This is a genomic window from bacterium (genome assembly GCA_036524115.1).
Classification (GTDB): domain Bacteria; phylum JAUVQV01; class JAUVQV01; order JAUVQV01; family DATDCY01; genus DATDCY01.
Map to the genome: position 1 here is coordinate 1 of DATDCY010000368.1, position 13,704 is coordinate 13,704.

General features: G+C 70.0%; 8 protein-coding genes and 1 pseudogene. 7 read left to right on the top strand and 2 right to left on the bottom strand.

Going from position 1 to position 13,704, the window contains the following annotated elements:
- Positions 1–1,068, top strand: a pseudogene (locus tag VI078_17885) (collagen-like protein).
- A gap of 340 nt (positions 1,069–1,408) precedes the next feature.
- On the opposite strand, the gene VI078_17890 reads toward VI078_17885, so the two are convergent.
- Positions 1,409–1,753 carry a hypothetical protein gene (locus tag VI078_17890; protein ID HEY6001160.1) on the bottom strand — a complete coding sequence of 115 codons (345 nt, stop codon included), beginning with the start codon at positions 1,751–1,753 and terminating at the stop codon, positions 1,409–1,411.
- 474 nt (positions 1,754–2,227) lie between these two features.
- Between VI078_17890 and VI078_17895 the strand changes: the two genes are divergently transcribed.
- The 3 genes from VI078_17895 to VI078_17905 are packed head-to-tail and all read left to right on the top strand — an operon-like array spanning position 2,228 to position 9,366.
- Entirely contained in the window at positions 2,228–3,751 is a 1,524-nt protein-coding gene (locus tag VI078_17895; GenBank protein HEY6001161.1) for a hypothetical protein, read from the top strand.
- 9 nt (positions 3,752–3,760) lie between these two features.
- Entirely contained in the window at positions 3,761–6,022 is a 2,262-nt protein-coding gene (locus VI078_17900; GenBank protein HEY6001162.1) for an adenylate/guanylate cyclase domain-containing protein, read from the top strand.
- Between the two features lie 53 nt (positions 6,023–6,075).
- On the top strand, positions 6,076–9,366 hold the full coding sequence (locus tag VI078_17905; protein HEY6001163.1) for a FecR domain-containing protein: 3,291 nt from the start codon (positions 6,076–6,078) through the stop codon (positions 9,364–9,366).
- 63 nt (positions 9,367–9,429) lie between these two features.
- Here VI078_17905 and VI078_17910 read toward each other — a convergent pair whose 3' ends face one another.
- On the bottom strand, positions 9,430–10,197 hold the full coding sequence (locus VI078_17910; protein ID HEY6001164.1) for a 3',5'-cyclic-nucleotide phosphodiesterase: 768 nt from the start codon (positions 10,195–10,197) through the stop codon (positions 9,430–9,432).
- Positions 10,198–10,389: 192 nt separating this feature from the next.
- Between VI078_17910 and VI078_17915 the strand changes: the two genes are divergently transcribed.
- From VI078_17915 to VI078_17925, 3 genes are read left to right on the top strand one after another with little or no spacing between them, the layout of a single operon-like run.
- Positions 10,390–11,532 (top strand): branched-chain amino acid ABC transporter substrate-binding protein, encoded by a 1,143-nt coding sequence (locus VI078_17915; protein ID HEY6001165.1) that lies wholly within the window; start codon positions 10,390–10,392, stop codon positions 11,530–11,532.
- A gap of 57 nt (positions 11,533–11,589) precedes the next feature.
- On the top strand, positions 11,590–12,492 hold the full coding sequence (locus VI078_17920) for a branched-chain amino acid ABC transporter permease LivH (GenBank protein HEY6001166.1): 903 nt from the start codon (positions 11,590–11,592) through the stop codon (positions 12,490–12,492).
- Positions 12,489–13,694 carry a branched-chain amino acid ABC transporter permease gene (locus VI078_17925; protein HEY6001167.1) on the top strand — a complete coding sequence of 402 codons (1,206 nt, stop codon included), beginning with the start codon at positions 12,489–12,491 and terminating at the stop codon, positions 13,692–13,694. The genes VI078_17920 and VI078_17925 overlap by 4 nt, the downstream gene beginning before the upstream one ends.
- The last annotated feature ends 10 nt before the right edge of the window (positions 13,695–13,704 follow it).

A 13,704-nucleotide genomic window follows, 5' to 3' on the forward strand; every position in this document is an offset into this window, starting at 1 on the left:
ACTGGTGCCACTGGTCCGACAGGTGCGCAGGGCATTCAAGGTGAGACCGGTGCGACAGGTCTGCAGGGCATCCAGGGTGAAACGGGTGCCACTGGTCCGACAGGTACGCAAGGCATTCAAGGTGAGACCGGCGCGACTGGGCCACAGGGTGCGCAGGGCGCAACAGGTGGTGTCGGCGGGACGGGCCCACAGGGCATCCAGGGTGTGACCGGTGATGTTGGTGCGACGGGCGCGACGGGCGCACCTGGCGCAACTGGCGCGCAGGGCGTTCAGGGTGAGACTGGTGCGACCGGGCCGCAGGGCATCCAAGGTGTCACTGGCGACGTTGGCGCGACTGGTGCCACTGGTCCGACAGGTGCGCAGGGCATTCAAGGTGAGACCGGTGCGACAGGTCTGCAGGGCATCCAGGGCGAGACTGGTGCCACGGGTCCGACGGGCCCACAGGGCATCCAGGGTGTGACCGGTGATGTCGGTGCGACGGGCGCAACCGGTCCGACAGGTGCGCAAGGCATTCAAGGTGAGACCGGCGCGACTGGCCCACAGGGTGCGCAGGGCGCAACAGGTGATGTTGGTGCGACGGGCCCGCAGGGCATCCAGGGGGAGACGGGCGCAACCGGTGCGACAGGTTCGCAGGGCATTCAAGGTGAGACCGGCGCGACTGGGCCACAGGGGGTGCAGGGTGCAACGGGCGATGTAGGCGCGACGGGCCCGCAGGGCATCCAGGGTGTGACCGGGGACGTCGGTGCGACGGGTGCCACTGGTCCGACAGGTCCGCAGGGTATCCAGGGTGTGACTGGCGACGTTGGTGCGACGGGCGCAACCGGTGCGACAGGTTCGCAGGGCATCCAAGGTGACACCGGCGCCACCGGGGCGACTGGGCCACAGGGTGCGCAGGGCGCAACGGGTGATGTCGGAGCGACGGGTCCGCAGGGCATCCAGGGTGTGACCGGGGACGTCGGTGCGACGGGGGCTACGGGACCGCAGGGCATTCAGGGGTTGCCAGGTGCCACCGGTACGGTTGGCGACACGGGGGCAACCGGCGCCACCGGAGCGACGGGCCCCGCCGGCGGAGCCCTCGGCACGTTCTTCAGTCAGACCTGCACCGCCGCCTACACGTGCACGTGCAGCACCGGCTACATCCTGATCGGCGGCGGGGCGTCCTGCAACCCGCCGAATGCCTTGGGAGAGAGTGGACCGGATGCCGGCGACGCAATGCACACGTGGCGGGCGAGCTGCGTTCAGGGCAACAACGTGCTGCTGCCGGTTCGCATCGTCATCGTGTGCGCGATGCAGTGACGATCGCCGTGAGAGCCGGCGAAAGGCGATGATGCCCGCGGAGTGCGAACGACGCCCGGGGCGGCAGTGGCATCCCCCGGGCGTTCGGCAACCGAATCCGCGGCGGCGCTGATCACCGGACGAGAACCGCACCCAGGATCAGGCCGCAGCCGATCATCGCGAGGACAAAGCCGGCCGCGCCGGCGCGGAACCACCGCATGAGCCTGCGCCGGGCAGCCTCCGGCAGCCTGTCGTGGAGGGTGGTCGGATGCCACCACCAGCGGCGCGGGAGGATCCCGATTTCCGATAGTGACCGAAAGAGGAGCACGTGGTAGACGACGCCAGCGGGAACGCCTGCGAGCATGCCGATGAGGACCGCCGCCGCCCCGGCGACGAAGAGAAGCGTGACAATCCCTTCGCCGCCCGCCGAGGCGAGTAGGACAAGCACCACCGCCACCGCCACCGCGGCTTCCAGCATCGCCGCGAAGTATAAGCCCGCACCTTGCGGGTGATGCCTTCGCGGCGCCAAGGTGCAGTCCCCCTGCGGTGAGGTTCGCGGAGCGCGAGCAGCGACTTTGCCGCGCGGGCCTGCTCTCCCCAGGTCAAAATTGGAAGAAATCTTTACATATGAAGTCAGAATGGTTTATGACTAAGGTGATTGTATCTATCGCGCTGCGCGAGTTCGGTAAAAATAGTGCGCATAATCGCTATGTTATAAATTGTGCGCCCGCATTGGATACATAGTATGAAAATTGCATGCTCTGGAGGCGAAGTGAGATTCGGACATGCGACTTCGTGGGCGTGAATGTTCGGAGAACTCGTGTGACGCCGAACCGACGGGCAAGGAGGTGGTGAGCAGCACTTATTGGCAGCGGTTCTCCCACGATCGAGGTGGGGTTGGGGTGGGGCAAGCGTGGATGTCTTGGACGCGCAGACGGAAGAGGGCTCAAAGATGCGAAAGAGAACGTTCAGGTTCCTGACGGCTGCACTGTCGTTCGCTTCAGGGCTGCTGCTCATGGTCGGAAGCGCCGGTGCGGTCACCTTCTCCTACAACATGACGTTGGACGGCGTCACGTCGGCGGACTACACGACGAGCGCGACCTATAACTACGCCTTTTCGCAGAACGCGGGATCCAGCACCCTCAGCTACATCGATTTCGAGATCCCCGCCGAGATCGGCATCCCAGCGGGGGCGTTCGCGGGGGGCACATCCAAGTTCAGCGTTACGTACTACGCCAACGGGGCAGGGGCCGGGGTGCTGCTGGGCGGCGAAGTCTACGACGTCGGTGTCGGCGACTACGGCACCAAGTTCGGCGTCGGCGACACGCGATACCGGGTCATGAAGGTGAACATTCCCGCCCCGGCCGCCACCTTCAGGGTCGCCCTGTCGCTGAAGGGCCAGACGTTCGCCTCGGGCAGGATCTTCGCCGACGCGAGCGGCAGCGACTACGGCGTGGTGCTGATCAAGGCAGGGAACGGGTCCAACACGCAGACGTTCACCCTCCAGACGCCGACGATCGTGAACCCGCCCGTCTCCCCGCGCCCGGTCTTCTCCACGCTGAGCGTCTTCCCGAATCCCGTCGTGCTGCCGGACTGCGCGACGGTGAGCTGGACGCTCTCGGATCCTCTCGCGACGGTGACGATCGATCCCTATGTCGCGGTCTCCGGCAACCAGGCCTCCATCTGCCTCGCCGCCGCGGGCACCTACGCGTACACGATCACGGCGACGGGCGCGGGCGGCTCGGCCACGGAGTCCTTCACGGTGACGGCGGTGAACGCGCCGCCCCCGCCGCTGGTCTTCTCGCTCTCGGTGCTCCCGAACCCCGTCACGCCACCGGGGTGCGCGACGGTCCGGTGGGACCGGCGGGACGCCGTCGTCACGATCAACCCCTCGGGCGCCGCCACGATCTCGAGCGACCCCGCCGATCCGGCCTACGCAACGATCTGCTTCGGCCCTGAGACCGCGCCAGGCACGCACACCTTCCAGATCATGGCGACGGTGCCGGGCGGCTCCACGGCCACTGTCTCGTTCGCCATCACGACGAACCCGCCGCCGGTCATCGAGACCACGTGCAAGCAGATCCGCAAGAACGGCGTTTCCGGCCAGTACTGCATCTACGTCTGCCTCTCCACTTCGGACGGCGGACTGCAGAACTTGGAGTCTGCCACGTGGTTCAACACGGCGGACTGCAGCGGCTCCGGCGTGCCGCTCGCCATCTACGGCCAGGACTCACCTGAGAAGACACTGGTGTGCAACCCCTGCCGGGTGGATGTCGACCCCAGCCACCCTCAGGTCTGCCCCGCGAATACGGATCCGAGCGTGACGCCGTTCCGCTACGAGCAGCTCGGCGTGAGCGGCAACCCGTACAAGAACTGCGACATCTTCAAGTACGAGCGTCAGGACCAGGGCTTCGCCGCGGTGCTCGGCACCGATCCGTGGGTCGTGATCAATGGAAGGCAGGTCTGGGTGAGGTAGGCCCCGCGCGTGGTTGCGCGTGCCTGGAAGGCGGCTGCGCTCGGTCTCGCCGTCGGGATCGCGGGCGTGGCCGCCAGCCCGCTGCGCCCCGTCTTGGATCTCGAGGAGGACACCGGCCTCGGCATCCTGTTCAAGCTGCGGGGGGCGCGGAGGCCGCCCGCGGAGGCGGTGGTCATCAGCATCGACCGCGAGTCCTCCGAGCAGCTCGGCCTCCCCGACAACCCCGACAAGTGGCCCCGCTCGCTGCACGCGCGCCTGACGGACGTGCTGGCGCGCGAGGGGGCCAGGGCCGTCTCCTTCGACCTGCACTTCATCGAGCCGCGCGTCGAGAAGGACGACGCCGCGTTCGCGGCGGCGATGAAGCAGGCCCGCAACGTCCTGCTCACCGAGCAGATCCGCAGCAAGGACGTCCCGCTCTCGGACGGCGACGCGTCGGCGGAGCCCGTCGGCCACAGCGTCGTGCGCGCGGTGCCGCCGATCGACCTGTTCGCCGACGCGGCCGTCGCCACGGCGCCGTTCACCCTGCCGCGCATCCCCTTCAAGGTGAGCCGGTTCTTCACGTTCGAGCCTGGCGCCGGCGACGCCCCCTCGATGCCGATGGCGATGCTCCAGGTCTACGCCGCGCCCGCGTTCGGCGATTTCGTCTCACTGCTCGAGAAGGCGAGCCCGGCGCTCGCGGGCCAGTTTCCCGGCGACCTTGCGCCGACCATCGCCGCGGGGGGCGTTCCCGCCCTCATGAAGCGCGTGCGCGACGCGTTCAGCGCGGACCCGGGCCTGGCCCGGAGGATGCGGCGGGAGCTGCGGGCTGCGACGGCGCTCTCCGGGGACCCCGCACGGCGCCGTCTCATCGAAGCGCTCGTCCGCGTGTACGAAGGCTCGAACAACCGGTTCCTCGACTTCTACGGTCCGCCCCGGACGGTGACCACGATCCCCTACCACGAGGCGCTGCAGATCCGGGACGGCGCCGCCGGGGGGCGGACGTACGATCTCAAGGGCAAGGCGGTGTTCGTCGGCCTCTCGGAGGCGCTGCTCGCGGAGCGCAAGGACAGCTTCTACACCGTATTCTCCCGCGCCAACGGCATCTTCATCGGGGGGGTGGAGATCTCGGCCACGGCGTTCGACAACCTCCTCGAAGGCTCGCAGGTCACGCCGCCCTCGTTCGCGACGTACGCCCTCGTCGTCCTGCTCTGGGGGGTCGCCCTGGGCTTCCTTTGCCGGTACTTCCACGTCGGCATCGCCGCGCTGGGTACCCTCGCACTCGGCGGCCTCTACCTGGCCGCCGCCTGGCTGGCGTTCAAGACGGGGAACGTCTGGTACCCCGTCGCGGTCCCGCTCTTCCTCCAGGCGCCGGCCGCCTTCGTCGGCGGCGTGGTCTGGGGCTACCTCGACACGAAGAAGGAACAGGAGCGGGTCCGCAAGGCGTTCGAGCAGTATCTGCCGAAGAACGTGATCGACCAGCTGCTCCAGAACCTGGGCGACGTCGGGGCGAGCGCGGAGACCGTCTACGGCGTCTGCCTGTTCACGGACGCCGAGCACTTCACCACGCTTTCGGAGACTCTCGACCCAAAGCAGCTCGGCGCCTTCATGAACCGCTACTACGAGACGCTCTTCGGGCCGGTGAAGGACCACGGCGGCGTCGTCTCGAACCTCTCCGGCGACTCGATGCTGGCGATCTGGGTCTCCGCGACGCCGGACGCGGCGCTGCGCGAGCGGGCGTGCCTCGCCGCGCTGGACATCCACAGGGCGGCGGGCAGCCTGCACGACCCCGCCGTGCCGCAGCAGCTGCGCACGCGCATCGGGCTGCACTACGGCGACCTCTTTCTCGGGAACATCGGCGCGATGGACCGCTACCAGCACACCGTGATGGGCGACATCGTCAACACGGCCTCGCGCCTAGAGGGGCTGAACAAGCACCTCGGCACGCGCCTGCTGGTGTCATCGGACGCGGTCGACGGGGTCGGCAGCCTGCTGACACGGGCGCTCGGCTCGTTCCGGCTGAAGGGCAAGACCAGGCCGATCGCGGTCCACGAGCTGGTCTGTCGCCAGTCGGAGGCGGACGCGCGCCAGCGCGAGGGGTGCCGGGCGTTCGCCGACGGGATGGTCGCGTTCGGCAAGCGCTCGTGGGACGAGGCCGCGGCGGCGTTCCACCGCGCGCTGGCGGTCCTGGGTGACGACGAGCCTTCGCGTTTCTATATCGCTCTGTGCGCGCAGTACCGGGACCAGCCGCCCGCCGAGCCGTGGGACGGCGTGGTCCGGATGGACAGCAAGTAGCGGAGATGAAGGATCCGGGCGGACACGGAAACTCTGGACAAGGAGGGGCGGCGATGATGCGACGGCAGCCGGGCGCTGCGGGTCTTCTGGTCTTCACCGTTGTCGCGGCGGCGCTGGCCGGCGGCACGGCGTCGGCGGCGACCTGCGAGAAGTGGGCGGGCAAGGTGGTCTCCGCGCAGGGGGTGGTGGAGGTCAAGCTCGCGGGCGAGACCCGCTGGGCGCCGGTGAAGCTCGACGAGCCGTACTGTCCCGGCGACACGATCCGGACGGACCGCCGGAGCCGGGCCGACATCGCGCTGAGCACGCATCCACTCCTGCGCCTGGACCAGAACAGCACCGTCACCCTGGGCGGCATGAAGGACGAGCGCACGTCGCTGGTCGACATGCTCGGCGGCGCCGTGCTCTTCTTCAGCCGGGTCACCCGCAGCCTGGACGTGAAGACCGCGAGCGTGAACGCGGGCGTCGAAGGGACGGAGTTCCTGCTCCGCGTCGAGCAGGGGCGCACCGACCTGACCGTCTTCGAGGGCAAGGTGCTGGCCTCGAACGCGGCCGGCGGCCTCGCGGTCACCACCGGTCAGTCGGCCGTGACCGAGACCGGGAAGGCGCCGGTCTACCGCACGGTCGTGCGCCCGCGCGACGCGGTCCAGTGGGCGCTGTACTACCCGCCCGTGCTCGCCGCCGCGCCCGCAGGGCTGAAGCAGGACGACCCGCGGGCCCTCGCGGCGCGGGCGGCGCAGGCGCTCGCCGTCGGCCGCGTCGAGGAGGCCGCGGCGGATCTCGACCAGGCCCTCAAGGCCGACCCGAAGAACGCCGATGCCCTTGCGCTCCAGGCGGTCGTTGCCGTCACGCAGAACGACAAGGCGAAGGCACTCGAACTGGCGGGCAAGGCGGTGGACGCCGGCCCGACGTCGGCAGCCGCGCGGATCGCCCTCTCCTACGCGCAGCAGGCGCGCTTCGACCTGGAGGCGGCGTTCGCCAGCGTGAAGCACGCCGTGGAGCTCGAGCCGGGCAACGCCCTGGCCTGGGCGCGCCTCGCGGAGCTTCAGGCTTCCTTCGGCGATCTCGGGGTATCGCTCGCGTCGGCGACCAAGGCCGTGGCGGCGAACCCCGATCTCTCGCGGACGCAGACGGTGCTCGGGTTCGCCTACCTGACGTCGGTGAAGACCGCGAAGGCGGCGGCGACCTTCGAGAAGGCGATACAGCTCGACAACGCCGATCCGCTGCCGCGGCTCGGTCTCGGGCTGTCGCGCATCCGGGACGGCCGCCTCGAGGAGGGGCGGCGCGACCTCGAGATCGCGATGAGCCTGGACGCGGACAACGCCCTGATCCGCAGCTACCTGGGCAAGGCCTACTACGAGGAGAAGCGCGACAAGCTGGCCGCGGGTCAGTACGAGATGGCCAAGAGCCTGGACCCCTCGGACCCGACGCCCTACTTCTACGGCGCAATCCAGAAGCAGACCGAGAACCGGCCCGTCGAGGCGCTCGCCGAGATGGAGAAGGCCGTCGAGCTCAACGACAACCGGGCCGTGTACCGCTCGCGCCTGCTGCTCGACGGCGACCACGCCGCCCGCAGCGCGAGCATCGGGCGCATCTACAACGACCTCGGCTTCCAGCGGCGCGCGCTGGTCGAGGGATGGCAGTCCGTCAACCTCGATCCGGCCAACTACTCGGCCCACCGGCTGCAGGCCGACCTTGACGCCGCGCTGCCGCGCCGGGAGATCGCGCGGGTCAGCGAACTGCTGCAGTCGCAGCTGCTGCAGCCGGTGAACATCACGCCCGTGCAGCCGCGGCTCGCGGAGAGCAGCCTGCTCAGCGTCTCGACGGGCGGGCCCTCGGAGCTCTCGTTCAACGAGTTCAACCCGCTGTTCGAGCGCAACCGGCTTGCGCTGCAGGCGAACGGCATCCTCGCGGAGCAGGACACGGCGGGCGAAGAGGTCGTCGTCTCCGGGCTCTACGACACCGTCTCGGTCAGCGCCGGGCAGTACCACTACCGGACGGACGGCTTCCGGGAGAACGACGACCTGAAGGACGACCTGTACGACGTGTTCGCCCAGTGGAGCCCGACCCCGCGCACCAGCCTGCAGGCGGAGTTCCGCTCGCGGGATTCGGAGTTCGGGGACCGGATGCTGAACTTCTACCCGGACGTCTTCTCCAGGGGGCTGCGCCAGGAGCCGGAATACAGCCTGCTCCGCGTCGGCGGCCACCAGCAGTTCGCCCCGGGTTCCGACCTGATCGCCTCGTTCATGTACAAGGACTCGAACTACCCCGCGACGGTCGCCGACCCCGGCGTCTCGCTCTTCGAGACGACCGACGACGAGCGGGCGTACATCGCGGAGGCGCAGTACCTCGGGCGGGCCAGGCGCGTCAACGTGATCGCCGGGGGCGGCTACGTCTCGAGCGACGGGACGAACGACACCAGCTTCGCGTTCGACCCGGACCCGACGTTCAGCTTCTCCGACACCGCCTCGATCGACCGGACGCACGCCAACGGCTACGCCTACCTGCTCGTCAACTACCTGAGGAACGCCACGGCGACGGTCGGCGTCAGCTACGACGACGTGCGCAGCGACGCGGCCGAGATCTACGACCGCACGCAGTGGAACCCGAAGCTCGGGCTCACCTGGAACCCGGCCGCCGGCACGACCCTGAGGGCCGCCGCGTTCCGGGTGCTCAAGCGCACTCTCGTCACCGAGCAGACGCTCGAGCCGACCCAGGTGGCGGGCTTCAACCAGTTCTACGACGAGATCAACTCGACCGACTACTGGACCTACGGCGTCGGCGTGGACCAGAAGTTCACGTCGCGTCTCTACGCCGGGCTCGAGGCCGAGCGGCGGAACCTGAAGGTGCCGTACGAGTTCTCCTTCCCTGACGGCACCCCGGGGCGCGCGGACTGGACGGAGAAGACCGCGAGCGCCTATGCCTGCTGGGCGCCGCACGACTGGTTCTCGCTCACCGCCGGCTACCAGTACGAGAAGCTCGACCGCGGTTTCACCGGAAACCTGAACGTGGCGGAGCTCGAGACGCACCGGCTGCCCCTCGCGGTCAACTTCTTCCACCCGTCGGGCATCGGCGCCGGCGTGAAGGCGACGTGGTACGACCAGAAGGGGACGTTCCTGAAGCCGGACGCCGCGACCCCGACGCCGGACAACTACGCCGCGGACTCCGACCGGTTCTGGCTGGTCGATGCGGCGGTCACCTACCGCCTGCCGCTGCGGCACGGCACGATCGTCGTCGGCGTGCAGAACCTCTTCGACGAGGAGTTCAAGTACCAGGACACCGACGTCAACAACCCCTCGGTCCAGCCGGGCCGGACCGTCTTCGCGAAGATCAACCTGTCGCTGTAGGCCGGCGGCGGGAGCGCACGTGCCGGGGGAGGGCGGCCACTTCGCTCTCCCCCGGAGGCGCGCCTAGAGCAGGATCGCCTCGCCGTCCTTGAGGAACTCGATGTCCTTGCGGCGCAGCCCCTGGATCTCGGCCTCGATCTCCTGCGCGAACTGCGGCTTGAGGTGCATGACGAAGATCTTCTTCGGCGGCCGGGACAGCTTGGCGATCTCGCGCTCGAGCAGGGCGGGCGTGAGGTGGCCATACGCCAGCGCCAGCCGCTCCAGCCGGTTCGGCAACGAGGCCTCCGTGATGACGTACTTCACCCCGCGCCGCGACACCCGCCCCCAGAACCGCTCGGTGGGGCCGGTGTCGCCCGTGTAGGCGAGGGCCTTCTTCTCCGGCGTCTCGACGATGTAGCCGTACGCGGGCACCGGGTGGGCCACCCGCTCCATGGTGATCCGGTAATCGCCGAGGCGGACCGGCCGCGTCGTGCCGATGCTCCGGAACCGCAGCGCCGGACGCGCGGGCGACGGGATGCGGGTGAAATCCGGCCAGATGCGGTCGTTGAAGATGCACGTGCGCACGTCGTCGAGGACGCTCTTCGCGCCGAGGACGGTGACGGTCGTCCCGGTCCCCCGCGTCACGAGGTTGTCCAGCAGGAACGGGATCCCCTTGATGTGGTCGAAGTGCGCGTGCGTCAGGAGGATCCAGGAGAGGTTGCGCTCCTCCCGGATGTTCAGGGTGAGCCCGATCGTGCCGGCGTCCAGCAGGACCTTCCCGTCGATGAGGAAGGCGGGGCAGTTGTGCCCCGGCACCTCGGAGCCGGCGGAACCCAGCACCTTGATGATCACCGGAGGGCGCCCTCCCTCTCGTGGACCCGTCTCGACAATTGCCCCGGCCCGGTGCGCTGACGGCCAGCGCACGGTTCTCCGGATTCTCCGGTTGCCGACAGCTGTTGTCAAGGTGGCGCCGCCGGCGTGCTTTCGCCCCGCGCCGGCGCCGCATCGGCTATAATCCCCCGAGACTTCAGGGGAGAGAGCGCAATGACGAGATCGCACCGTTCGATCCTGACCGCAGCGGCGCTGGGCGCCTGCTGCGCCGTCCTCATCGCCACGGCCGTCCCCGCGCGCGCCGCCGGCGAGCCGATCCGCCTCGGCGTCGCCGGGCCGCAGTCCGGCGACCTCGCCTCCTACGGCATTCCCTCGGCGCGGGCCGCCGAGCTCGTCGTCAAGGCGATCAACGCGAAGGGCGGGGTGCTCGGCCGGCAGGTGGAGGTCGTCGTCGAGGACGACGTCTGCAAACCGGAGATCGCCACGAACACCGCGGGCAAGCTCGTCTCCGCGAAGGTCAGCGTCGTGCTCGGGCACGTCTGCAGCGGCGCGACCAAGCCCGCGCTCGGCATCTACCGGGACGCGGGGATCATCGCGATGTCTCCCGCGGCGACGAACCCCGAGCTGACGCAGAGCGGCCAGTACCCCAACTTCTACCGCACCATCGCCCCCGACGACGCCCAGGCGCGCCTCGACGTCGACTTCGTCCTGGGGACGCTCAAGGCGAAGAGGATCGCGATTCTGCACGACAAGCAGGACTACGGCCGCGGCTTCGCCGAGTACGCGAAGAAGTTCATCGAGGCCTCCGGCGGCACGGGCGAGGTCGTCCTCTTCGAGGGGATCACGCCCGGCGCGGTCGACTACACCGCCATCGTGAACAAGGTCCGCTACGCCGGAGCCGATGCCGTGATCTACGGCGGCTACCACCCCGAGGCCTCGAAGCTGGTCATGGCCATGCGCAAGAAGCAGGTCAACCTGCCGTTCGTCTCCGACGACGGCGTCAAGGACGTCACCTTCATCAAGGTCGCCGGCGCCTTCGCCGAGGGCGTCTACGCGTCGGGCCCGCGCGACACCTCGACCAACCCGCTGGCGGTCGCAGCGCTGGCGGCCCACCGCGCCGCCTACGGCACCGAGGCCGGGGCCTTCTACCTCAACGCCTGGGCGGGGACGCAGGCGCTGCTCAACGCCATCGCCAAGGCGGGCTCGACGGACCAGGCCGCGATCGCCAAGGCGCTGCACGGCGAGTACGTCGAGACGCCGCTCGGCAGGATCCGCTTTGACGCCCGCGGGGACGCCGAGGGCGTCGGCTTCGCGATGTACCAGGTGAAGAACGGCGCGTACGTCGAGGTCAAGTAGCGCCGCGGGCCGACGATCCGCGCGGTTGCGCGGACCCAACAGGACAGTCCCTGGCGCATGGACTACTTCCTCCAGCTCTTCTTCAGCGGCCTGACGCGCGGGAGCATCTACGCGCTCATCGCGCTCGGCTACACCATGGTCTACGGGATTCTCGAGCTGATCAACTTCGCGCACGGGGAGATCTACATGATCGGCGCCTTCACGGGCCTGGTCGCCGCCTCCCTGCTCGCACCCGCGGGGCTGCCGGCGTCGCTCGTGCTGGCGCTCGCCGCCGCCGCGGCCGTGGCCTGGGCCGTCGCCTGGGGCCTGGTCGTCGAGCGCTTCGCCTACCGGCCGCTGCGCGCCGCCCCCCGGCTGGCGCCGCTGATCAGCGCCATCGGCGTCTCCATCCTGCTGCAGAACTTCGTCCTGCTCGCGCAGACCCCGGACTTCGTCTCGTTCCCGAACCTGGTCCCGGAGCTCCCCTGGCTCTCGCGTCGGACCGACCTCGTCGGGCCGACGGAGATCGCGATCCTCGGCGTCACCGCGGCGGCGATGCTCGGCCTGACGCTCTTCGTGCGGGGCACGCGCACCGGGCGGGCGATGCGCGCGGTGGCACAGGACCGCACCATGGCGCTGCTCTGCGGGGTCGACGTCGACCGCGTCGTCGCGGTCACCTTTGCGGTCGGCTCCGCGCTGGCAGCCCTCGGCGGCGTGCTCATCGGCTCGCACGTCGGGCAGATCAACTTCTCGATCGGCTTCCTCGCCGGGATCAAGGCCTTCACGGCCGCGGTGCTCGGCGGCATCGGCAGCATCCCCGGCGCGGTGCTTGGCGGCTTCGTGCTCGGCTGGGCCGAGAGCTTCGCGGCCGGCTACGTCTCGAGCGCCTACGAGGACGCGTTCGCGTTCTGCCTGCTCGTGCTCGTCCTCACCGTGCGGCCCTCGGGCCTGCTCGGCGACGCCTCGGGGGGGCGGGCGTGACGGCGCCCGCGGACGGGGCGCTCGCGGCGCTGCGTCGTGCGGCGACGGCCGCCGCCGCCGGGGCGCTGCTGCTGGCGCCGCTCGTGGTGCCGCGGGTCGACACGGTCGAGAAGACCGTCTCGTGGCGCTGGGCGAACCTCGGCTGGTGCGCGGCCGGCACCTTCATCGCGGCGCTGCTCTGGCAGGGCAGGGGCCTGTTCGGGCGATGGTCCGCGGAAATCCCCCGGGATCCAGGGGGATTTGCGGTCCGCTCCCCGGCCCGGAGGCGGGCGCTCGCCGCGGCGGGCGTTGCCCTCGCCCTCGCCCTTCCCGCCGCGGGCTCCACCTACCAGGTGAACGTGCTGACCTCGGCGCTGATCGCCGTGATCCTCGGCCTCGGGCTGAATGTCATCGTCGGGCTGGCGGGGCTCCTGAACCTGGGATACGCGGCGTTCTACGCGGTCGGCGCCTACGCCTACGCGCTGGCGCACCAGCACTTCGGCGTCGGCTTCTGGCTGGCGCTGCCCCTCGGAGGCCTCCTCGCGGCGGGCTGCGGCCTGGCGCTCGGCTTCCCCGTGCTGCGCCTGCGCGGCGACTACCTGGCCATCGTCACCCTCGGCTTCGGGGAGATCGTCCGGCTCGTCCTCGAGAACTGGAGCGCCTTCTCGAACGGCCCCAGCGGCATCCCCAACATCCCCCGCGCGGCGCTCCCCGGGTGGGAGCCGGGGCTGCGCGGCGCGACGACGCTGCTGTACTACGTCAGTCTCGCGCTGGCGGCCCTGGCGGCGCTCGTCGTGCGGCGTCTGCGCGACTCGCGCATCGGGCGCGCCTGGGTCGCCCTGCGGGAGGACGAGCTGGCCGCGGAGGCGATGGGGATCGACCGCACCCGTGTGAAGCTCGCCGCGCTGGCCGCCGGCGCCTTCTGGGCCGGGATCGCGGGCGTGCTCTTCGCCGCGCGGACCACCTTCGTCAGCCCCGCGAGCTTCACGTTCCTCGAGTCGGCCATGGCGCTGGCGGTGGTCGTCCTCGGCGGCCCGGGCTCGGTCGGGGGGGTGGCGGTCGCCGCCGTCGTGCTCGTCCTGCTGCCCGAGTACCTGCGGCCGCTGGCGCAGTACCGGATGCTCGTCTTCGGCGCGGCGCTGGTCGTCCTGATGATCTGGCGGGCCGGCCGCCCCGGCTTGCGGGCCGGCGCCCGGCCCGCGCCCGCGGGGGCGTGCCGGTGACGGGCGCGCC

Coding starts and splice junctions, on each gene's coding strand:
- VI078_17890 (HEY6001160.1), bottom strand. CDS start 1,753: ATGCTGGAAGCCGCGGTGGCGGTGGCGGTGGTGCTTGTCCTACTCGCC.
- VI078_17895 (HEY6001161.1), top strand. CDS start 2,228: ATGCGAAAGAGAACGTTCAGGTTCCTGACGGCTGCACTGTCGTTCGCT.
- VI078_17905 (HEY6001163.1), top strand. CDS start 6,076: ATGATGCGACGGCAGCCGGGCGCTGCGGGTCTTCTGGTCTTCACCGTT.
- VI078_17915 (HEY6001165.1), top strand. CDS start 10,390: ATGACGAGATCGCACCGTTCGATCCTGACCGCAGCGGCGCTGGGCGCC.
- VI078_17920 (HEY6001166.1), top strand. CDS start 11,590: ATGGACTACTTCCTCCAGCTCTTCTTCAGCGGCCTGACGCGCGGGAGC.